Annotated in this window: 17 protein-coding genes; 13 read left to right on the top strand and 4 right to left on the bottom strand. The window is 44.5% G+C overall.

Annotated elements, in window-relative coordinates; translation table 11 throughout:
- Window positions 1–189 precede the first annotated feature (189 nt).
- The 4 genes from speA (at window position 190) to EXT47_RS17005 (ending at window position 5,218) form a co-directional block, all read left to right on the top strand.
- Window positions 190–2,070, top strand: a complete 1,881-nt coding sequence (speA, locus tag EXT47_RS17020) for a biosynthetic arginine decarboxylase (RefSeq protein WP_130127127.1) — start codon at window positions 190–192, stop codon at window positions 2,068–2,070.
- 110 nt (window positions 2,071–2,180) lie between these two features.
- A complete protein-coding gene (locus tag EXT47_RS17015) occupies window positions 2,181–3,056 on the top strand; it encodes an acyltransferase (protein ID WP_010378193.1) in 876 nt (291 codons plus the stop codon).
- Window positions 3,057–3,071: 15 nt separating this feature from the next.
- Entirely contained in the window at window positions 3,072–3,992 is a 921-nt protein-coding gene (locus EXT47_RS17010) for an acetyltransferase (RefSeq protein WP_130127126.1), read from the top strand.
- On the top strand, window positions 3,989–5,218 hold the full coding sequence (locus tag EXT47_RS17005; protein ID WP_130127125.1) for a mechanosensitive ion channel family protein: 1,230 nt from the start codon (window positions 3,989–3,991) through the stop codon (window positions 5,216–5,218). Before EXT47_RS17010 ends, EXT47_RS17005 begins: the two co-directional genes overlap by 4 nt.
- Window positions 5,219–5,242: 24 nt before the next feature.
- On the opposite strand, the gene chrA is transcribed toward EXT47_RS17005, so the two are convergent.
- Window positions 5,243–6,373: a chromate efflux transporter gene (chrA, locus tag EXT47_RS17000; protein ID WP_130127124.1), complete on the bottom strand. Its 1,131-nt coding sequence runs from the start codon at window positions 6,371–6,373 to the stop codon at window positions 5,243–5,245.
- Window positions 6,374–6,475: 102 nt separating this feature from the next.
- Here chrA and EXT47_RS16995 point away from each other — a divergent pair, with 102 nt between their 5' ends.
- Window positions 6,476–7,267 (top strand): ABC transporter substrate-binding protein, encoded by a 792-nt coding sequence (locus EXT47_RS16995; RefSeq protein WP_240701625.1) that lies wholly within the window; start codon window positions 6,476–6,478, stop codon window positions 7,265–7,267.
- An 83-nt stretch (window positions 7,268–7,350) separates the two neighbouring features.
- Window positions 7,351–7,977, top strand: coding sequence for an OmpA family protein (locus EXT47_RS16990; protein ID WP_130127123.1), 627 nt, complete (start codon window positions 7,351–7,353; stop codon window positions 7,975–7,977).
- Window positions 7,978–8,012: 35 nt separating this feature from the next.
- Here EXT47_RS16990 and EXT47_RS16985 read toward each other — a convergent pair whose 3' ends face one another.
- Both EXT47_RS16985 and EXT47_RS16980 read right to left on the bottom strand, forming a co-directional pair.
- Window positions 8,013–8,357, bottom strand: a complete 345-nt coding sequence (locus EXT47_RS16985) for a rhodanese-like domain-containing protein (protein WP_010378206.1) — start codon at window positions 8,355–8,357, stop codon at window positions 8,013–8,015.
- A gap of 37 nt (window positions 8,358–8,394) precedes the next feature.
- Window positions 8,395–8,586: a DUF2892 domain-containing protein gene (locus tag EXT47_RS16980; protein WP_045987806.1), complete on the bottom strand. Its 192-nt coding sequence runs from the start codon at window positions 8,584–8,586 to the stop codon at window positions 8,395–8,397.
- Between the two features lie 95 nt (window positions 8,587–8,681).
- Between EXT47_RS16980 and EXT47_RS16975 the strand changes: the two genes are divergently transcribed.
- Genes EXT47_RS16975 through EXT47_RS16965 form a run of 3 tightly spaced genes read left to right on the top strand, consistent with a single transcriptional unit; the run spans window position 8,682 to window position 13,344 of the window.
- Window positions 8,682–8,987: a helix-turn-helix transcriptional regulator gene (locus EXT47_RS16975; RefSeq protein WP_039493463.1), complete on the top strand. Its 306-nt coding sequence runs from the start codon at window positions 8,682–8,684 to the stop codon at window positions 8,985–8,987.
- Window positions 8,988–9,002: 15 nt separating this feature from the next.
- Window positions 9,003–12,308 (top strand): efflux RND transporter permease subunit, encoded by a 3,306-nt coding sequence (locus EXT47_RS16970; protein WP_130127122.1) that lies wholly within the window; start codon window positions 9,003–9,005, stop codon window positions 12,306–12,308.
- On the top strand, window positions 12,298–13,344 hold the full coding sequence (locus tag EXT47_RS16965; RefSeq protein ID WP_130127121.1) for an efflux RND transporter periplasmic adaptor subunit: 1,047 nt from the start codon (window positions 12,298–12,300) through the stop codon (window positions 13,342–13,344). Before EXT47_RS16970 ends, EXT47_RS16965 begins: the two co-directional genes overlap by 11 nt.
- Window positions 13,345–13,361: 17 nt before the next feature.
- On the opposite strand, the gene EXT47_RS16960 is transcribed toward EXT47_RS16965, so the two are convergent.
- Complete coding sequence (locus EXT47_RS16960) at window positions 13,362–14,039, bottom strand: nitroreductase family protein (RefSeq protein WP_130127120.1); 678 nt, start codon at window positions 14,037–14,039, stop codon at window positions 13,362–13,364.
- Between the two features lie 151 nt (window positions 14,040–14,190).
- On the opposite strand from EXT47_RS16960, the gene EXT47_RS16955 reads away from it, so the two are divergent.
- Genes EXT47_RS16955 through EXT47_RS16940 form a run of 4 tightly spaced genes read left to right on the top strand, consistent with a single transcriptional unit; the run spans window position 14,191 to window position 20,856 of the window.
- Complete coding sequence (locus EXT47_RS16955; protein WP_010378221.1) at window positions 14,191–15,072, top strand: ABC transporter ATP-binding protein; 882 nt, start codon at window positions 14,191–14,193, stop codon at window positions 15,070–15,072.
- 11 nt (window positions 15,073–15,083) lie between these two features.
- Window positions 15,084–18,653, top strand: a complete 3,570-nt coding sequence (locus EXT47_RS16950) for a M1 family aminopeptidase (protein WP_130127119.1) — start codon at window positions 15,084–15,086, stop codon at window positions 18,651–18,653.
- 60 nt (window positions 18,654–18,713) lie between these two features.
- Window positions 18,714–19,670, top strand: a complete 957-nt coding sequence (locus EXT47_RS16945; RefSeq protein ID WP_045964788.1) for an ABC transporter ATP-binding protein — start codon at window positions 18,714–18,716, stop codon at window positions 19,668–19,670.
- Window positions 19,660–20,856: an ABC transporter permease gene (locus tag EXT47_RS16940; RefSeq protein ID WP_039493475.1), complete on the top strand. Its 1,197-nt coding sequence runs from the start codon at window positions 19,660–19,662 to the stop codon at window positions 20,854–20,856. Before EXT47_RS16945 ends, EXT47_RS16940 begins: the two co-directional genes overlap by 11 nt.
- The last annotated feature ends 54 nt before the right edge of the window (window positions 20,857–20,910 follow it).

Genomic DNA, 20,910 nt, shown 5'->3' with positions numbered 1-20,910 from the left:
AATTTTGCCAGTGCTTGCGCCTTTGCTCAATCAATTTTAGTCAACATTTTGTACTTTGCCTCATATTAGTCCTAATCAAGCATGGGCTATTTATCAGGTTTGTAAGCTAATGAAAGCGCAACTTTAGGTCGCATTGACTAGCCTCGCGTATTAGAATGAAGCTTTATAAAGAATTAATTGAGAGCAGCAATGACTTGGGGTCTGCAAACAGCACGTTCTATCTATAACGTTACTCACTGGAGTGACGGCTATTTTGATATCAATGAACAGGGCCAGTTAGTGGCGTTTCCTGATGGTGATCGCACTAAGCCACCAATTCTTCTTCCAGAGTTAACTGAGCAATTTAAAGCGCAGGGGCTAACTTTGCCGGTTTTGGTGCGTTTTACCGACATTTTAAAACATCGTGTCGATACCTTGACTCAAGCATTTACTGCTGCACGAGCTCAACGTGATTACCAAGGCCAGTACACTTGTGTTTACCCAATAAAAGTGAATCAGCAGCGCTCGGTTGTCAGCAAGTTATTGGCTCATCCAAGCGGTCTTGTTGGCCTTGAAGCCGGTTCTAAGCCTGAGTTGATGGCAATTTTGGGGGTGGCACACCAACCTATTACCATTGTCTGTAACGGTTACAAAGACAGTGAGTTCTTGCGTTTAGCTTGTATTGGTCAAGCGATGGGCCATCAAGTAAACATAGTCGTTGAAAAGCTCTCTGAACTGGATACCTTATTACAGGAAATCGACGATTTAGGCATTGAACCGTCGATTGGTATTCGTATTCGTCTTAATTCAGTTGGTAAGGGCAAGTGGCAAAATACCGGTGGTGAAAAAGGCAAGTTTGGTCTTACTGCTAGCCAAGTGCTGCAAGCGGTTGAGCTACTTAAGTCGCATAATCGGTTGCACTTAATGCAGTTGGTACACTTCCATATCGGCTCGCAAGTTGCCAATATTCGTGATATCCAACGTGCGCTTAAAGAGTGTGCGCGTCACTATGCTGAGCTATACCAACTAGGTGTTCCGCTGCGCATCGTTGATGTTGGCGGTGGCCTAGGAGTGGACTATGAAGGCTCAGGTTCTCGTAGTTCATGCTCCATGAATTATACGGTGGCGGAATACGCTAAAAATGTGGTGCATGCTTTTCATGATATTGCGGAGCTCAATAGCATTCCGCATCCGGATATTATTACTGAATCTGGCCGAGCATTAACTGCCCATCACGCGATGCTGATCACGGATGTGATCGACGTAGAAAAAGCGCCAAATCAAGTCGAGCCGGTGCAACCACAAGATACCAGCCCACTAGTATTACAAGAGTTATGGCATTCGTTGTCACAATTAACCCCTCGCATGGCCTTAGAAACTTATCATGACGCTATGCACTTGTTCAGCGATGCACACGACCAATACGTGCATGGTTTGATCAGCATGCAAGAGTGGGCGCAGCTTGAACAGCTTTACTTCACGACACTTCATAAAGTGCGTGAGTGCTTAAATGAGAATGCGAGAGCACACCGAGAAGTATTAGACGACCTCAATGAAAAGCTGGCTGATAAACTGTTTGTGAACTTCTCGTTGTTCCAATCACTGCCGGATGTGTGGGGTATTGACCAGCTATTTCCGGTGATGCCTATCGACAAGCTCAATCAACCGTTGACGCAAAGGGCGATTATTCAGGACATTACCTGTGATTCTGATGGTCAAATCAACAGTTATGTTGAGGGTGCGGGTATTGAGTCAAGTTTACCCATTCCTGAGTATGTGCCGGGAGAGCAATATCACGTTGCGATGTTCTTGGTGGGAGCCTATCAAGAAATATTGGGTGATTTACATAACTTATTTGGTGACACCGACTCAGTACACGTTGAGCTTTGTGATGAGGGTTATAAACTCACTAATGCAATCAAGGGCGACAGTGTTGAAGATGTACTGCGCTTTGTTCATTATGACAAAGCGGTGCTATCTGAGAACTACGCACAGCAAGTCGCAGCCTTGTCGTTGCCAGAGTCAATTAAAGCTCAGTATCTACAAGAGTTAAACGCTGGACTTGAAGGTTATACTTACTTCGAAGATTGATTTTCAAATAGTGAAATGGAATAAATTATAGCCGACCAACTGGTCGGCTTAATTGTGTGTGATTTTCAAGGTATGATACAGCTCTGCCGTAAAACACGATGAGGGAATGAATGTCGTTTATTCGTAAAGTGATCAGCATCTTGCTGTATGCCGTTAACACTATATTTTGGTTTATACCGATCTTTATTTGTGGCTTGATTAAGCTATTGCCCATCCCACCATTGCAAAAAGCCATGAGCTATATTGCTAAAGCGTGCGCGAGTAACTGGGTCGCGTGTAATTCAGTGAGCCAAAACCTCATTGCGCCGTATACGCTCAATGTTAGCGGGTTGGATGAGCTAAAACGCAAAGACTGGTACTTGGTTATCGCCAATCATCAAAGTTGGGTGGATATCTTAGTGTTGCAGCGAGTGCTTCATGGCAAAATCCCGTTTTTGAATTTCTTTTTGAAAAAAGAGCTGCTTTACGTACCTGTCCTTGGTCTTGCTTGGTGGGCACTCGATTTTCCTTTTATGACGCGAACCAGCAAGTCGCAATTAAAGAAAAACCCTAAATTGCGTGGTAAAGACATAGAAACGACGCGAAAAGCATGCGAAAAGTTTAAAACAATGCCAGTGAGTATTGTAAACTTCGTTGAGGGTACGCGTTACACCGAATCCAAGCATAGTAAGCAGAAAAGCCCATTCACACACCTGCTTAAACCAAAAGCGGGAGGCATCGCATTTGTGATGCAGGCCATGGGTGAGCAAATCAGCAAAGTGGTGAATGTCACCATTCATTATCCCGGTGGTGTACCAACTTTTGCAGACTTTATCGCTGGTAAAGTGAAGTCAGTAGATGTTCAGGTGGAAGTAATGCCGGTCAGTGCAAACTTGGTCGGCGACTACACGAATGATCCCGAATTTAGAGTGCGTTTCCAATCCGAACTAAACGCCTTGTGGCAAGCCAAAGACGCACAACTTGTGGAGCTTGCCGATAAAAAGTAGTAGAAGGATGTTGTGATGTTAAAACAAATACTACCTAAGTGGTTTCTCGGGCTATCGGCCAGTGTGTGGCTGCTGGTGAATACCTTTGTATGTGGTTTATTGGTGCTATTGTTTGGCATCATAAAACTGCTTGTGCCAGTTAAGTTTATCTCTACAGCACTGCACTTTTTTTACGGTATGTGGTGTAAAGGAAACTATCTAGGTTTGCGCATCGCGTGCGACAAAATACAAGTGAGCTTGCCAAAAGAATTACACGCTCAAGGGTGGTATTTGTTAATTTCCAATCATCTTAGCTGGCTTGATATCGTTGTGCTTAGTGCCATGGAGGTACTACCTGCACCTAAATTTTTCCTAAAAGATGAATTAAAATACGTGCCTTTCATTGGTACTGGTGCGTGGGCGATGGGCATGCCATTTATGAAACGTGCGAGTAAAGCGCAGATCGCCAAAAACCCTAAGCTTAAGGGGATGGACGTAGAGCGTACCAAAGCCAGTTGTCGCAATTTTCGTGATCATCCCACAACGGTAATTAATTTTGTGGAAGGTACTCGTCATACTAAAGCCAAACATGCGCATCAAAATAGTCCGTTTAAGCATCTGCTCAAACCAAAGGCGGGTGGTGTAGCGTTTGCACTAGAAGTGTTATCTGAGCAACTTGACGGCATGCTCAACGCGACTTTGGCTTATGAGTTAGAGGGCGAGCATATTTGCCGTGCATTTACGCTTGGACGCTTGGATGTAATTGATGTAAAAATAGACTATATCGCGATGGAGAAAGTGCCACTTGGTAACTATCAAGCCGATAAAGCTTATCGTGTACAGTTTCAATCTTTTATGAATGAAGTTTGGCAACGCAAAGATTGCCAACTCGAAGCGCATTGGCTGCATTCGACTGAGCCAAATGACACGCTCAATGAGGAGCTAAAACAGCTATGAAGTTTGATCACCTTCATGATGTCGTTCAACCGTGGTTAAAAGAGTTACCTCAGGGCACTGTGATCAGTGCTTTATTCACCAATGGTGTCGCGGTTGTTGGGTTATTGTTTTTATATTGGGTGATCCGCCGTTTGGTGCTACCCAATGTAGAAAACCTCGCGCGCCATATTTCACCGCGTAAAATTGGTCACCTTTCCCCTCAGTTAAGTAAATTTAGTGGCCGCTTTGCCTTTGTATTGTGTTTACTGGTCTTTTCCGCCTACCACGAGCGCCTATTTGTCGCGCCAGCTTGGGTGTTTATCGTGATGGAAACACTGGTGTACGTTATGTTGGTGGTGGCATCTGGGTTTTTATTTAGCAGTTTAGTCAATTTAGGTAATGGCGTTTATAACCTCTTTCCATTCGCCAAAGAAGTGCCGATCCAAGGGATTATTCAAGTAATTAAGCTACTGATATTTATAGTTTGTTCTATATTGGTGGTCAGTATCTTGGTGGATAAATCACCGACTTATATTCTTTCCGGTTTTGGTGCTATCGCGGCAGTCATTATTTTGGTATTTAAAGATACGATTTTGGGATTGGTTGCGAGTATTCAAATAGCAGCCAATCGACTGGTAACCACTGGTGACTGGATCCAAGTTGACGCATTTGGTGCAGACGGCGAGGTGATAGATCTGGGTTTAAATACCGTTAGGGTACGTAACTGGGATAACACCGTCACCACCATACCAACTTATATGTTGATCTCTGATTCATTTAAAAACTGGCGTGCCATGCAAGAGTCAGCAGGACGTCGCATCAAACGCGCCATTCATATTGATTTTACTAGCATTGAGCCGTTGCCTGAGCAAAAGCAAGCGTTGCTAACCGAGCAGTATCCACTGCTGGAAAAGCTTGAAGATGTACCAAGCGATATCACCAATTTAGGCTTATTTAGACGCTATGCAGAGGCCTACTTGAAGCAGCATGATGCCATCAATCAAGATTGTTTATGTATGGTCAGGGAGCTTGCCCCCACGCAGCATGGTTTGCCTCTGGAGTTTTATTGTTTTAGTCGCGATAAACGCTGGGTGTTTTATGAGCATCTACAAGCCGATATTTTGGACTACATGCTAAGCGTAATGCCAGCATTTGGGTTACGTCCATACCAAAGTGTGAGTGACTACTTTGGCGCACACCGCGTGAAAGTGCGCGCCGGTAGTAAACCTGACGCAACTGTAGAATAATCACCAAGGCCACAGAAAGGTGGCCTACACACTTCCAGCGATAACCCCAAACACCATAAAGGCAATAAGCAATTGCCATATCGCGGGCTTTAGCCATTTTAGTGCTACAAAGCCTAATACCACCGCGATGATATCGAGCAAACTATGCACCGCAGAAAGCCAAATTGGTTGATAAAACGCAGCGGCTAAAATTCCCACAACACCGGCATTTAAGGCCGCGCTGATGCTTGCAAACCTTGGCAATGCAATAAGTGATTGCCACTGTTGGTTAAACGCCCACATTAACAGTAGGCCCGGCAAGAAAATAGCGAGCGTTGCAATCGCTGCGCCCAAAATGGGATGGGTATTGTCGACAACGGCGCCTAAAAAGCTTGCGATGGTAAACATCGGCCCTGGAATGGCTTGTGCGGCAGCATAAGCTGTTAAGAAGGTTTCTTGCGCGACTCCCTCAACACTGGTTTGTAGTAGCGGCAGCACGACGTGACCGCCGCCAAAAACTAAAGCACCTGCCTGATAAAACTCGGCAAATAGTTGATTTGGTAGCGCGGCAAAGGTTAACGCAAATAGGCCAATAAAGAGCGCAAATACAGACCAGTTGATTTGGCTTTTTGATTGACTCGGTTTAGTTGGCGCATTGCTAAATGAGTAAAAGTAACCAGCAACGACAAGCACCATAAGCACACCCAATTGTGCGCTTAAGTTCGGCAGCATCAACAGCGTGAATGTGGCGAAAAATGCGACGAATTTGAGTGCTGTGGTTTTACAAAAGCTTTTCGCCATACTCAGTACCGCATCGGCAACGATGACAACAGCAAACAATTTCAACCCATCGATGACATTCAACGCAGTGCCCGAAAGCTGCTCAGCGGTTAATGCCAACATGATCATGAGCAAAAAAGACGGTAGCGTAAACCCTAAGAAGGCGGCGATCCCTCCTAGTATTCCAGCTTTTTCTAAACCAATCGCGAATCCGACTTGACTGGACCCCGGCCCTGGCAGTATTTGTGACAGGCTGATCATACTGGCATAGCGCTCGTTACTCAGCCATTTTAAGTTATCGACAAAGTGTTTTTTAAAGAACCCAAGGTGGGCTGCAGGTCCTCCAAAGCTCGTACATCCTAATAACAAAAACTGGTAAAATATTTTCAGAAACATAGTGTACCTTGTGATATTGTTAACCTTATATCTTCACAATTTTATATGACATATTTATGACTTTTGGCGCGAGTGCGCCTCAGTTGGATAAGTATTATGCGAATGACTTTTTTATCGCCATGTTTACTTTTTTTGTTGGCGAACTTCTCTTGTTTTGCTCAGCAAATTAATGTCGCTGTTGATCACGCGCCACCGTATAGCATTATTGAAGATAATGGTGAAGTGCAAGGTTTAATCTTAGATATATTGGCAACGGTGCAGGCTCAGGCTGGTGTTGATTATCAAATAAATGCCGTTCCCTGTCCTTTCTCTCGCTGTATGCGGATGATAGCGCAAGGTGAGGTAGACGTCATGGGTGGCTTGATCCGTACGCCTCAACGAGAAAAGTTAATCAACTTTGTCGAACCCGCCTACATGGCGCTGACATCTTCGTTTGTGTTCTATGCTAAGCAAGACAGCGATATTCGGGTGGAACAATATACGGATCTTTATACCAAGCGGATTGCGGTGATGCGTGGCGGCGTTTTTTACCCTCGCTTTGATGAAGACCGTCAACTCAATAAAGTCCCTGTGTTTAGTGAGCAAGTGGCGTTTGATTTATTGCTTAAAGGACGTGTTGACCTTGTGATCGCAGTTGAAGACACCGCTGAGGTGGCGATGGAAGTGCTTGGTCAGCCCATTGAAAAGTTGAAAAAAGTCTCCTATCACCACGCTCAGCCGATTTATGGCCATATGGCAATGAGCAAACGCTTCAGCGGCACCGAGCTTGCGCAAACCATTCGTTTAACGATGAAGCAATTGGCTGAGAGAAAGCAGCTTGATGCTGTGGTTGCAAAATATAAACTGCCACCAGTTTCTGAGCATATAAGCGACTTAGTCCCTGCTCATCCTTAAAAAAACCAACAAGGCTTCAGCCAGAGTTAATTGTTTATTGCAACAATATAGACAATCAAGTTGAAACGAACTCAGGTGGGAAGATGATTGCAAGAAATATGTTAATTGGTGCAGCCGTTGTGGTTGCTTTGTCCGGATGTGAAATGAATAACACAGGTAAAGGTGCGGCGATTGGTGCTGCAACCGGTGCGGTGTTAGGTAAAGCTACAGGTAACCACAAAGATAAGCGTCTTGCCATTGGTGCTGCGGTTGGGGCAATTGCAGGTGCCGCGATTGGTAACTATATGGACAAGCAGGAAGCCGCTTTTAATCAAGAGCTCGCAGGCACGGGTGTTGAGGTTGTTCGTGAGGGCGATCAAATGCGCTTAGTGTTACCATCAAACATAACCTTTGCGACTGGTAAGTCAGCAATCAGCTCTGGTTTTTACAATACACTTCAAGGCATTGCACGCGTGATGCAGCAGTACGATAAGACATTCTTAACGATTGTCGGACATACAGATTCTACTGGTTCAGCGAGCTTTAATCAGACTTTGTCTGAACAGCGCGCGAATAGCGTAAAGCAGTATTTATTATCACAGCAGGTACTTCCTGCGCGATTATACGCAGAAGGCATGGGTGAGTCTCAGCCAATCGCGAGCAACGATACAGAGCAAGGTAAGGCACAAAACCGCCGAGTAGAAATAAAAATTATTCCAAACCGCGCATAAGAAAAGTGCAAGGAGTGCTGCACAGCACTCCTTTTTTATAAAGTGTCACACACCACTTCAGCTTTGCAGGTAATTACGCTGACATTGGTGTAACCGATACGTGTTAGTTGCTCTGCGGCAAAAATAGCACGGCCACCAGCAGCACAGTGTAAATAAATTGGCCTGTCTGCGTCTTTTTCCAGCTCTGGAAGCTTAAACTCTAGCAATCCTCTTGGGATATTTACCGCGCCGTTGGCTGCCTTTTGACTATGTTCAGCCGGCTCTCTCACGTCGATAACCAGACCATTGTTTTGTGCAATCTCTGATTTTGCTTGTACCGCGTCAATGCAGCGTTGATTAGGCTTTACTGTCTTTAATACATCTTGGGCAGATATCAGCATATATAGCTCCTTATTGGGTTATCGGTTTCATTATGACTCACCTTTCCTGAATGCCAAGTTTCTTCAATATAACGATCATAGGGCACCAGTTAGTAAAAGCAGACTGCACTAAATTGACACAAATAAACACACTAAACCAAACCCAATGTGGGTTGACAAAATGTGTGAGCAGTAAAGAAATGGCAAACATAACACCAGCGATTAATCTAAGTAGAGGATGTAAGGTCATAATGAGTGTCACCTTTAATATTAGATGTTGCTAATATTAGACATTGCTAATGTTTGTGTCTATACTTTAAGCGCATTTATTTTTTGGGAGTCAACATGGAACTGCAGCAAATGGCGCAAAATGCCGAACAGGCAGAAGCCTTGTTAAAGCTTATGGCGAATAAAAATCGCTTGATGATTTTGTGTGCATTGCAAAAGCAAGAGCTCAGTGTTAGCCAGCTTAATGAAATGGTGCCGTTAGCGCAGTCTGCCTTATCACAACATTTAGCCAGCATGAGAAAGGCACAAATCGTGGCGACTAGGCGTGAGGGGGCGACGATTTATTATCATGTTAAAGATAGCCGAGTCGCTGTACTACTCGAGAGTTTATATCAGCTGTTCTGCGCCTCAAGTGCAGAGTAACTAGGAACGACTGAGATGCAAAAGTTAGATGGTGTCATTCGGTATGCTCTACAAGGCAGTTTGCCAACGATTATCTTCTTGTGCGCTGTGGTACTTGGATTATTTGCATTGCAAATGACACCACGAGAGGAAGAACCACAAATAGTGGTGCCTATGTTGGATATTCATGTGTCGGTACCAAATACTGCCTCACCAGAAGTGGCACGATTGGTCACCACTCCACTTGAAAAGTTACTGCTGCAAATTCCAGGCGTTGAACACGTCTATTCTACGACTCAAACCGGCGGTACGGTTGTTACTTTAAGATTTCATGTGGGTGAAGACAGAGAGAAAGCCATTCTCAACACCTACACTAAACTGTATGCCAACCAGCATACTATGCCGGGAATTGTCACTCAGTGGCAGATCCGTCCAATAGAAGTCGATGACGTTCCGATTCTTATGCTTGGACTGACAAGTTCCAAGCCGCAACTATATGATGACTACGCGCTAACGCGCTTTGCACAAGAGCTAGCTATCCAGTTACAGAGCATCGCAGACACCAGCGAGGTTTCAGTTATTACCGGGCGCACAAGAGCACTTAGGGTTGAGTTGAACTTAGCTGCGCTTGCTGCACATCAAACAACACCTATGGATGTTTTAGGTGCTATCCAAAGTAGTAATCTAGTGACACGAGTCGGGCAAGTGACGGCAGGTAGTAACACAATTGCCTTTGAATCTGGTGATGTCCTTCGTAATAAGTCGGCACTTGAAGGTCTCACGGTGAATGTAATCAATGGCCGTGCCATTGTTTTAAAAGAAGTTGCTCAGGTTATTGATGGTCCTAGTGAACCCGATAGCTATCAGTGGTTAGCAAGCAGCGACAGTCAGGCTGATGCACCATTAGTGACGATTGGCGTGGCGAAGCAAAAGGGAAGTAATGCGGTAACGGTTGCAGAGCAAAGTTTAGCGCTTGTAACCCAGCTACAACAGGAGATCCTTCCCGCTGAGGTATCGGTAAAAGTACTAAGAAACTATGGTGAGACGGCCAATGAAAAAGTCAATAATCTTACCTCTAGCTTGGCCTTTGCGGTATTTACCGTTGTGATATTTGTCGGTGTATTTTTAGGTTGGCGGCCTGCCATCGTTGTTGGTCTTGCAGTGCCAATTTGCTATGGCATTACACTTGGGTTGGACTTTGCGTTTGGTTACACCATTAATCGGGTCACCTTGTTTGCGCTTATTTTGTCGCTGGGATTGTTGGTCGATGACCCAATCACTGGGATTGATAATATTAGCCGCTTTATTCATCGCGGCGTGGCAGCTGACACAGATCATAACATTGTCGCTGCTATGGTCGAGATCAAATCTGCGCTTTTGATGTCAACGTTAACTATCATCATGGCGTTTATTCCATTGGCGTTTATTACTGGCATGATGGGCCCATATATGGCACCCATGGCATTTAACGTCCCCATTAGTGTCATTGCCTCGACGTTAGTGGCTTTTTTAGTGACGCCTTGGCTGTCTAAAAAGTTACTCAAAGCGGATGCAAAAACAATTGAAGTCGCGCCTCAAGACTCGTACTACAGCAAAATCATGCTGCCAATTTTACAAAATCCACGCAAAGCCAAGTGGTTATTATGGGGTGTGTTAGGGTTATTTGTTGCAAGTGTGAGCCTCCCTATTTTTAGGGCCGTACCAATGAAATTGCTGCCGTTTGATAATAAAAGTGAAATCCAAGTATTGATAGATATGCCCGAGGGAACCAGCCTTGAGCAAACGGCCGCAATGACGAGGCAAGTACAGCAAATCGTTTGGTCAGAAGCTGAAGTGACCGACATCGCCGCTTTTGTCGGTAAGCCTTCCAGTATGGATTTTAATGGTATGGTGCGAGGCTACTATCGTCGTAGTGGTACGCATCTTGCCGAACTTAGAGTTTTACTGGTGGATAAGCGTGAACGCGAACATCAATCTCACGCCATCGTCATGCGACTGCGTGAAAAGCTTCAGCCTTTTAACCAAACTTTGACGCAAGTAAAAGTGGTGGAAGTGCCGCCGGGACCTCCGGTATTAAGTACACTCGTTGCTGAGGTTTATGCAGATCCGTTTGTTGCTCGTGAAACGCAAGAGCAAGCAGCCCAAAGGTTAGCGCATCGTTTAAGGCAGGAGCCACATGTGGTTGAGGTTGACACCTCAATGGCTTCGCCAACATGGTTAAAGCGGTTTGTGGTTGATAAACAAAAGGCCGCGTTATCAGGTGTGGCCACAGAGGATATTAATCAATCTTTAGTGGTTGCAAGCAGCGGCATGTCAGCAGGCTTTTTATATACTCAAGGTGAGGTCGCAACGGTGCCCATCGAGTTGGGTGTGAGTTACGCGCAGCGTAATCAATGGCAAAACGTATTGGCGATGCAAGTTCGTGGTCGTCAGGAGTTGGCTAAAACCACTCAAGAATATGGCTTAGAGCAGGCCGCGAGGCCCCTTGTAGCGATTGGTGAACTTGGCGAATTAACAGCTATCCCTACGGCTCCCGTGATCCTTCGAAAAGACCTACAAGAAGTGATTTATGTGTTTGCGGAGCTAAATGGCCGTACCCCAGCTGAGGTGATTGCCGATGTGGTTGCGGATGAAAACCAACAGATAACACCAAGCAATTGGGCATCTCGCACCTTTTTACACAGTGGCGGAGGAGTCACTTGGTCAATGTTAGAAGGAACCCACTATACCTTTAAAGGCGAAGGTGAGTGGCGCATTACCATAGATGTGTTTAGAGATATGGGGATCGCATTTGCATTTGCACTGGTGGCGATATTTATCATCCTGCGGATACAAACGGCATCTAGTAGCTTATCACTTATCATTATGTCGGCTATTCCCCTCACCATGATAGGGATTATGCCGGGCTTTTGGTTGCTCAATCAATTTGGTGAGCGTGTGATTGCAGGTGCGCCAGAGCCTGTGTTATTTACAGCGACCGCGATGATAGGGATGATAGCGCTGGCCGGAATCGTGGTGAGAAATTCTCTGATTTTGGTGGAATTTATTAATCAGTCTCGCGCGGCTGGTATGGCACTTATCGACGCATTGATTGCGGCGGGAAGTGTAAGAATGCGACCAGTATTACTTACAGCAGGTACGACGTTATTAGGCAACTTGGTGATTATCTTAGATCCCGTTTTTAGTGGCCTCGCCCTTGCTATTATCTTCGGGATCATTGCTTCAACGTTATTTTCACTGTTGGTCGTGCCTATCGTTTACTACTTAGTATTCAAAGACTCATCGACACCTAATCAATCTCTTAATACCTCATCAGTTCAGGAGTCTTCTCATGTCTCGTAATAAAATCGCTATTCCTGTTCTTGCTATTTTTTGCCTATTATTGATGGTCGTATGGCTTGCAGGTGGATTCCAAAATAAGCTAGCTCCGGGCAGTAAGTCCGAACTTCCCGCCTATCAAGGCGCACGTTATACCGTGCAAAAGTCGCTGATTGCGATGATTGAACAAGTGCCCGCGAGTGTGGTCGCAAAAGAAAATACGTTAGTGTCCAGTCGGTTATTGGCGGAGCTTAAAACGCTTAACGTCAGAGCCGGTGATAAAGTCACTGCGGGACAGCTGATAGCAACACTCGATGATGCCGAGCTTAAAGCAGAGCTGCAAAGAGTGGCGGCGCAGCAAGCGGCGAATTCAGCCAAGCTAGAGCAAGCAACTAAGCAATTAGTACGCAATAAATCTCTTAATGAAAAAGGGCTTATCGCGATTAACCAAGTGGATGAGTGGCAAGCCACAGTGAGCGAGTTACAAGCGCAAGATAAGGCATTGCAAGAAGCGTATCGCAGCGCTGAAGTCGCGCTGGGTTACACGCAAATCACAGCCCCTATTTCGGGTAAAGTGGTGGCGCGCTTACAAGAGCCGGGCAGCATGGTTAGCCCTGGAGGTGCCGTTATTTCGCTATTCAACCCATTACAATTGCAGATTGAAGCGCCAATTCGCGAGAGCCAAGTTAAGCATATTCAGTTAGGAAGCGAGATTAAGGTGCGCATACCTGCGCTAGATATAAGCCAAACCGCGCGTGTGTCGGAAATGGTGCCAATTGCCGACAGCCAAGCGCGCAGCTTGATGATTAAATTGGATATGCCTTTGCTGAAAAATGTGGTGCCTGGCATGTACGCGCTGGTTGAGCTTGTGCTTGGCGAGCAGGCGGTTATCCAAATTCCAACGAATATGATCAGCAAGTATGGTCAATTGGCGATGGTTGAAGTAATAGAAAGTGGCCAGCTTCACAAACGCTACCTCAGGTTGGGCGAAGAGACTGGTAATAAAACGATTGTTATCAGTGGCCTAAACGAAGGCGATCAGCTAGCTGTGCAGCGATAGTTAGCTGATCTGAACTATTAAATAAACGAAGCGATTTCGGCGAGTGATTTTTTCACTGTTGCGTGCTCTGGAATAGTTGCATCTTCACTTGGATAGCCCGCAATCAATAACATATAAGGACGTTCGTTATCTTTATCTCTACCGCACAACTCGCTTAAAAAGCTCATCGGTTTAGGAGTATGGGTCAGTGTGGCAAGTCCTGCATTATGCAGGGCTTGGATAAGAAACCCAGTAGCTATCCCAACCGATTCATGGACATAGTAGTTGGTATTTTTGTCTTCCGCGTGGATCCCACCTTTTTTCTGACTAAAAATAGCGATAAGCCAAGGTGCATGTTCTAAGTAGGGTTTTTGTGCATCTGTGCCCAAAGGTTTTAACGCATCCAACCACTCATCTCCGGCACGGCCTTGATAAAACGAGCGCTCGAGGTCCTCGGCTGCAGCTCGGATCTGTTTTTTCTTTTCTGCGCTGCCAATCGCCACGAAATGCCATGGTTGATGATTTGCACCACTGGGTGCTGTGCCCGCTGCTTTGATACAAGTTTCGATGATTTCTTGCGGTACTGGGCGGTTGCTAAAAGCACGGATGCTATGACGTCTCTTACTGTTTTCCAAGAATGCTTCCGCACGACTTAGCATTTCTTCGTGAGGGTATTCAATAAAATCCGTCAGTGGGTGGTTGGCGTGATCTTGCATGTTAGTTTTCCTTGGGTTTTGTAAACTAAGAATGTTTCTTAGTGTTTCAGTGTTTACTTTTATTTGCAATTGATATGTTTATGTTAATTGTCACTAACCTAGGTAAATGTTATAAAAAGGACAATAATAAAAATCCGGAAAGGAAATAAAAATGCTCGAAATATCAGGACTTTCAAAAACCTATGATAATGGTGTTCATGCTTTGAGAGGTGTAAACCTGACTATTCCAAAGGGAATGTTTGGGTTACTCGGACCCAATGGCGCTGGAAAATCATCGTTGATGCGCACGATTGCTACATTACAGTCGGCGGATGCTGGCACCATACAGTTCGACGGTGTGAATGTCTTAAAAGAGCCCAAGGCACTCCGCGCTCGTCTAGGCTATCTGCCGCAAGATTTTGGTGTTTATCAACGCGTTAGTGCGTACGATTTATTGGATCATATGGCAATTTTAAAAGGGTTAAATAATAAAAAAGAGCGTAAAGAAGCCGTGGACGGATTGCTCGCACAAACTAACTTATATGATCACCGTAAAAATGCGGTCAGCGGATTTTCCGGAGGTATGCGTCAACGCTTTGGTATTGCACAGGCACTACTTGGCGATCCTGATTTACTTATTGTGGATGAACCGACAGCGGGATTAGACCCAGAAGAACGTAATCGTTTCCACAACCTACTCGTTGGCTTAGGTGAGAGTAAAGTAGTTATCTTATCGACGCATATCGTGGAGGATGTATCTGAGCTATGTCCGAATATGGCCGTACTGGCGAGCGGACAAATTTTACTTGAAGGTAATCCTATTGCACTCACTGAGCAGCTACAGGGGAAAATCTGGCGTAAGTCGGTCACTCTTGCGGAAGCGAAAGAAGTAGAGCAAAACCTACCGGTTATTTCTAAGCGCTTATTCGCGGGTCAGACTTTACTTAACGTATTTGCTGATCAAGCACCTGAAGGTTTTGAAGCGGTACCCGCCGATTTAGAGGACGTTTATTTTTCTACTCTGCATACTCATCGAAATAATCAAGCAGCGTAAGGAGTAGGCAGATGCTATTTAAAATGATGCGTTTTGAGCTACGGTATTTTGTCCGTCAGCCTTCCTTTTATGTGACTTCTCTGATTCTATTTTTACTCACCTTTTTTGCTTCAGTTTCGGACTCAGTACAGATTGGTGGTGGCAGTAACGTCAATGTAAACTCGCCCTATGCCATCTTGCAAACCGTTGCCATCATGACCATTTTTTCCATCTTTTTGGTGGTTAACTTTGTTGGTAGTGCTGTAATAAGAGACGATCAAAGTAAGTTCAGTGAACTTATTTTGAGTAAGCCCTTGCACTTAGCTCAGTATCGATTGGGTCGATTTTTCGGTGCATATCTTGTCACCTTGTTGGTATTTTCAATGTGTTTAGTGGGGATCTGGGTAGGTTCTGGTATCGGCGGGTTAATCGGTTGGTTGGATACCGAACTGATCGGGCCTAATAAACTCAGCTATTACCTAACGCCACTATTTGTCATCGCGGCCCCTTCACTGTTCTTTATGGCGAGCTTATTTGCACTGGTGGCGCAAAAATTTAGAACCATGATAGCAATGTACTTGGTTGCCGTGGGTTTGTTTGTGACTTACCTTGTGGCAAATAGTATTTTTTCAGATATTGAATACCGTACTATTGCTGCGTATGTAGACATGTTTGGCCTATCAGCTATTTCGGCGCAATCAGAATATTGGACCATTGCAGATCGCAATACGTCAGTCATAAGCCTGGTTGATGAACTGCTCTATAACCGCTTAATTTGGATGTCAGTTGCACTGCTCAGTTTAGGTGCTTTAGCCTTAAATACTTCTCATTATTTACCGCAAAAACAAAAAACCAAGAGTAAAGCCAAAGAAGATGGTAGCCAGGCGTCGGCATTGCTGAATCGTTTTGATTTTAAAGCGAGCGTAGGTAGTAGTTGGGTGCACTTTTGCACCAGAACCACTTTTGAAGTAAAGCAAGTGCTTAAAAGCTATCCATTCTTAGTGTTATTAATTTTGGCGGTAGCAACCTTAATACCTGCATTGGTTGGTTCATTTAATTGGTATGGCACAGAAGTATGGCCAGTGACCTTTAGAATGATAGAGCTTATCCACGGCAGCTTCTGGCAATTATTGGTCATTGTGTTGGTGTACTACAGCGCTGAGCTGGTATGGCATGATCGTGATTCGCGAATGGGAGATATTGTTGACTCTTATCCTGTTGCAAACTGGGTATTTTGGGGCTCTAAATATATCGCTCTAGTTGCGGTGATGACGCTGCTATGTGTATTTGGTAGCTTGATAACCATTAGCTATCAATTATTGTCAGGTGTGACACAGATAGATCTTGCCCAGTATATTGTGCGCTTGGGTTATTTGTATGTGTTAGGTTTTGCTTTCCAAACCACCTTAGCATTTTTGATACAGGTGATGAGTCCGAGCAAATACATGGGTATGGGAATATATGTCGTTTATTTCATTATTTCGATAGTCCTGACCAACTTTGGCTTTGAGCACAACATGTATCACTTAGGCGAAACTTCCCCAGTGCCGTACTCAGATATTAATGGTTATGGTCATTTCCTCAGTGCGGCACATTGGTACAATGTGTACTGGTTTGGTTTTAGCATGATGTTAGCGACACTAAGCTATGCACTTTGGCCTCGTGGTGCGGGGCAAACGCTGAAAGCACGTATTGCACTGATGGGCTATCAGTTAGGTAACGCTGGTAAAGCGTTATTGGCTTGTGGTGCTTTAATCTTCGTGGGTAGTGGTGGCTACATTTACTACAACACGCAAGTGGTCAATGAGTTTATTACGCAAGATGAAGCTGAAGATATCGCAGAGCAATATGAGCAACAATTTGCCCAGTATCGAGATGACCCTGTACCAATCACGTTAGATGTACAGCTCAATGCTGAGGTATTTCCAAAGACACGTCGTATTGAAGCGCAGGTAAAGCTGTTGGTTGAAAACCGCTCAGATAAAGAGATTACTCGCTTTTTGGTCAATAAACCTGATCATACATTAGAGTGGCAAGTTGAAATGGCTGGCGCTACGCTTGGTGAAGAGGATAAAACCTTTAAGCATGCTTGGCTTGAGCTCTCACAACCAATGACAGCGGGTGAGCAGCGTGAAATTACGATGTCAGTTGTACGGCAAACACTTGGCTTTGTAGATAGAGGCAATGATGAAACCTTGGTGAACAATGGTACTTTCATCGATAACACGACCTTGTTCCCGACATTTGGTTACAGCATCTATAAGCAAATTCAAGACAAAAGTGAGCGTCGCCAGCGCGGCCTTGAACCACTAAAACGTGGTAATAAGATTGAAGAAACACACTATCATCATGAACCATTATTTGCGGAAAATTTCGTCACATTCGCCGCAACGGTGACGACGGATGAATCGCAAGTTGCGATGGTGCCGGGCTATTTGCAATCGAAACACAGCAAAGACGGCCGCACGACCTATGTCTATGAAATGGATGCTCCAATGCTGCACTTCTATAACATCTTGTCGATGGATCTTGAGGTGAAACAGGAAGAGTATAAAGGCATTGCGCTCGAGGTTTACTACCATAAAGATCATGCTTGGAATGTCGACACTATGCTGCAGTCGACTAAAGACTCTATTGATTATTTCACGCGAGAGTTTGGACCTTACCAACATAAGCAAATGCGTATTATTGAGTTTCCTCGTTACCGAGACTTTGCGCAAAGCTTTGCCAATACAGTGCCTTACTCGGAAAATATTGGCTTTTTGACGGACACCCGTAACCCAGACAATATCAATGTACCTTACTATGTGACGTCACATGAGCTGGCGCACCAATGGTGGGCGCATCAGGTGATTGGTGCTAATGTGGAGGGGTCAAATATCCTGTCGGAAATGTTGTCGCAATATTCAGCCATTATGGTGATGAAAGAAAAGTACGGCGAGCATAATCTCCGTAAATTCTTGAAGTATGAACTAGACACCTATTTAAGTGGACGGGGTTCTGATCCGTATGAAGAGCGGGCGTTATCCAGAACAATCGGTCAGCAGTACATTCACTACAATAAAGGCTCTGTCGTGATGTTAGCGCTGCACGATTTACTTGGAGAAACGCGACTCAATAGCGCATTAAGAAGCTTCTTAAATAACTATCGTTTTAGAACAGATATCTATCCAACAACACTCGACTTTTTGACTTACTTAAAAGCGGGGGCTTCAGAGCAAGAACAAGTATTTATCGAAGATCAGTTCAATGCGATTACGTTGTATGAGCTTAAGCTTGCAGGTGTTGAAGTGCAAGAAGCGACGCAAGCGGGAGAACTTCATACAGTGACCTTAACGGTTGAGGCTGCGAAAAAGCATGCAGATGGAGAAGGTAACGAAGAAGAAATTCCGCTTAATCAAGAGATTGATATAGCCTTATTCTCTGCCGATCCGAATAACATTCAAAGTGACGAAACACTGCTATATCTACAAAAACACACGATCACATCGGGTGAAAATAAGATTGAGCTGAAAGTAACAGAGTTACCGAAATTTGCGGGAGTTGATCCGTTTGTAAAACTGATTGATAAGAAAACCGCCGATAACATCAAGTCACTCTAATCGATACATTGGTAGAAGAGGGCTTTTTCGAAAGCCCTCAATCGTTTTTAAAGGAAAGTTATGCCAGATTTATTGCAAGTAACAGGGGTGTCGAAGCAATATGTTTCGGTAAAAGCAGTAGATAATCTAAGTTTTAGCGTTAAACAAGGTGAGATCTTTGCACTACTGGGCCCCAATGGTGCGGGTAAATCATCCCTCGTGAGAATGCTGGTTGGATTTACCTATCCAGATAGCGGCACAATCTCCGTCAATATTGATGGGCAAGCATATCAATCAATCCCTCATCAAAGTTTAGGTTATCTCCCTGAAGATAGAGGGCTGTATGCTGAAAAAACCGTGCAGCAGAATTTGCTCTATTTTGCCAAGCTACGCGGTGTTGAGAAAAACGCAGCGCTAGCACAGATAGAGTCTTGGCTAACGCAGTTTGACTTAAGCGATAGAGCGCATGAGCGGTTGAAATCGTTGTCAAAAGGCAATCAGCAAAAAGTACAGTTAATATCGGCTGTATTGCACAAGCCCAAGGTTGTATTGCTTGATGAGCCTTTCTCTGGTCTTGACCCCATCAACCAAGAAAAGGTGGTGGTGTTTTTAGAAGCGTTAAAAGCACAAGGCATGACAGTTATTTTAAGCGCACATCAGATGGCTATGGTGGAAAAGCTGGCCGATCGAATGCTGTTAATGAATCACGGGCAAGCCGTGCTTTATGGCACATTAGCCGAAATAAAACAGGACGTTGGTGTTGGCATCGACATCACAGTGAGTTTCAGTGAGGCAACGAACTACGCAGAGCTCAATTTAGGTAACTACAGGGTCGCGTGTACTCAATTAAGTCAGAATAAGATTAAGTTTGAGTTGAGTAACTCCTCAGAACTTAATTTGTTGCTCGCCGATTTGTCTAAATCAACGACTTTGCAAGGAATAGAAACCAAAACGATGGACTTGCATCAACTCTATCTAAAAGCAATCGAATCCCATCAAGGCAAAGTGCAATCTCAGGAGAATACTCATGTCTCATAAGCTGCAACAGATACTGCAAGTGACCAAATGGGAGTTTATGTACTTTTTTAAACTCAAGCAGGAGCTGATCGGTAAAGCAATTATGCTGGCGATAGGCTTGCTTATCTATTTTTGGCAAAGCACTTCGTTTTTTGAACCTGAGCAATATGTTATCGCAACACCGTCCGCCATGAACTTAACTCAGTTACCTGAGCCTTTGCTTCTAAAGCGAGTTGATGCTTCAAAAGCTGAACTTCTGACTCAGTTAGAACAAGAGGAAATTGACGGTATTTTGATACTTCAAGCCCAAGCGGGTGAGGCGTTACAGTTTGAACTGATTACCACAGGTAAAATGTCTTGGCAGAATGAAGTTGAGGTAGCGCTTACGCAGTTTTACAGCAACGAACTCGCACAGAGCTTTAATTTATCTGCGGCTCAGCTTGCCTTGTTACAGCAACCTGTGAGCGTTTCCAATCAATACACAAAGGATGCGGTTAAGGAGACGCACAACCAGTCTTCGATGACCGCATTTGGCGTGATGCTATTGATGCTCATCGGTATTTTTACGTCATTTGGACAGATCTTCGTGTCTATCACCGGAGAAAAGCAGCAGCGTGTTACCGAGCAATTATATTCTTGTATGAGTGCGCAAACTTGGATTGACGGCAAAATATTTGGTCAAATGCTCCATTGTCTAAAGGCTATGTTAAGTACGTTATTTTCATTTTTGTTGGCGATGGCTTTTATACAAGTCGTTGTAAAAAACGAAGCCTTGGACTTTACGATGATAGACTTTGCAATGTTGCCTTGGTTTACCCTGTTTGCGATAGTAGGTCTTTATATGGCAACAGCCTTTATGGCAGCAATAGCCGCAGCTATTGACGATCCTAACCATAGTGGCAAGACAGGATTTATGATGATCCCTATATTGCCAATTGTTATCGCGTTTATGATTGTTGATAGTCCAAGCAGCCTTGCAGTGGATATTTTGAGTCTTTTCCCGCTTACCGCATTTGTGGTGATGCCAGTAAAAATGGCGTTAATTGAAGTACCCATTTGGCAAGTGTTATGTGCGTTGGTCAGCGCATTACTTGGCTGCTACCTTATCCGTGTTGCTGCGGGACGATTGTTTAAAGCGGGTATGGTGATGTATGGCAAGGAACCCTCAATTAAGGATATGGTGCGCTGGGTCTGTAAACCGGAATAATACCGTTTATATGATAACTTGCTAGCACAACGCTTTGGTTATGGTACGCTCCAT

The sequence above is a fragment of the Pseudoalteromonas sp. CO342X genome, from assembly GCF_004208915.1.
Lineage (GTDB): Bacteria > Pseudomonadota > Gammaproteobacteria > Enterobacterales > Alteromonadaceae > Pseudoalteromonas > Pseudoalteromonas maricaloris.
The sequence above is the reverse complement of the archived record's forward strand: the minus strand, read 5'-3'. Positions and strand labels throughout refer to the sequence as shown.

Coding starts and splice junctions, on each gene's coding strand:
- EXT47_RS16975 (WP_039493463.1), top strand. CDS start 8,682: ATGGAACTGCAGCAAATGGCGCAAAATGCCGAACAGGCAGAAGCCTTG.
- EXT47_RS16950 (WP_130127119.1), top strand. CDS start 15,084: ATGCTATTTAAAATGATGCGTTTTGAGCTACGGTATTTTGTCCGTCAG.
- EXT47_RS16960 (WP_130127120.1), bottom strand. CDS start 14,039: ATGCAAGATCACGCCAACCACCCACTGACGGATTTTATTGAATACCCT.
- EXT47_RS16990 (WP_130127123.1), top strand. CDS start 7,351: ATGATTGCAAGAAATATGTTAATTGGTGCAGCCGTTGTGGTTGCTTTG.
- EXT47_RS16955 (WP_010378221.1), top strand. CDS start 14,191: ATGCTCGAAATATCAGGACTTTCAAAAACCTATGATAATGGTGTTCAT.
- speA (WP_130127127.1), top strand. CDS start 190: ATGACTTGGGGTCTGCAAACAGCACGTTCTATCTATAACGTTACTCAC.
- EXT47_RS16940 (WP_039493475.1), top strand. CDS start 19,660: ATGTCTCATAAGCTGCAACAGATACTGCAAGTGACCAAATGGGAGTTT.
- EXT47_RS17005 (WP_130127125.1), top strand. CDS start 3,989: ATGAAGTTTGATCACCTTCATGATGTCGTTCAACCGTGGTTAAAAGAG.
- chrA (WP_130127124.1), bottom strand. CDS start 6,373: ATGTTTCTGAAAATATTTTACCAGTTTTTGTTATTAGGATGTACGAGC.
- EXT47_RS16995 (WP_240701625.1), top strand. CDS start 6,476: ATGACTTTTTTATCGCCATGTTTACTTTTTTTGTTGGCGAACTTCTCT.
- EXT47_RS17010 (WP_130127126.1), top strand. CDS start 3,072: ATGTTAAAACAAATACTACCTAAGTGGTTTCTCGGGCTATCGGCCAGT.
- EXT47_RS17015 (WP_010378193.1), top strand. CDS start 2,181: ATGTCGTTTATTCGTAAAGTGATCAGCATCTTGCTGTATGCCGTTAAC.
- EXT47_RS16945 (WP_045964788.1), top strand. CDS start 18,714: ATGCCAGATTTATTGCAAGTAACAGGGGTGTCGAAGCAATATGTTTCG.
- EXT47_RS16980 (WP_045987806.1), bottom strand. CDS start 8,586: ATGACCTTACATCCTCTACTTAGATTAATCGCTGGTGTTATGTTTGCC.
- EXT47_RS16970 (WP_130127122.1), top strand. CDS start 9,003: ATGCAAAAGTTAGATGGTGTCATTCGGTATGCTCTACAAGGCAGTTTG.
- EXT47_RS16965 (WP_130127121.1), top strand. CDS start 12,298: ATGTCTCGTAATAAAATCGCTATTCCTGTTCTTGCTATTTTTTGCCTA.
- EXT47_RS16985 (WP_010378206.1), bottom strand. CDS start 8,357: ATGCTGATATCTGCCCAAGATGTATTAAAGACAGTAAAGCCTAATCAA.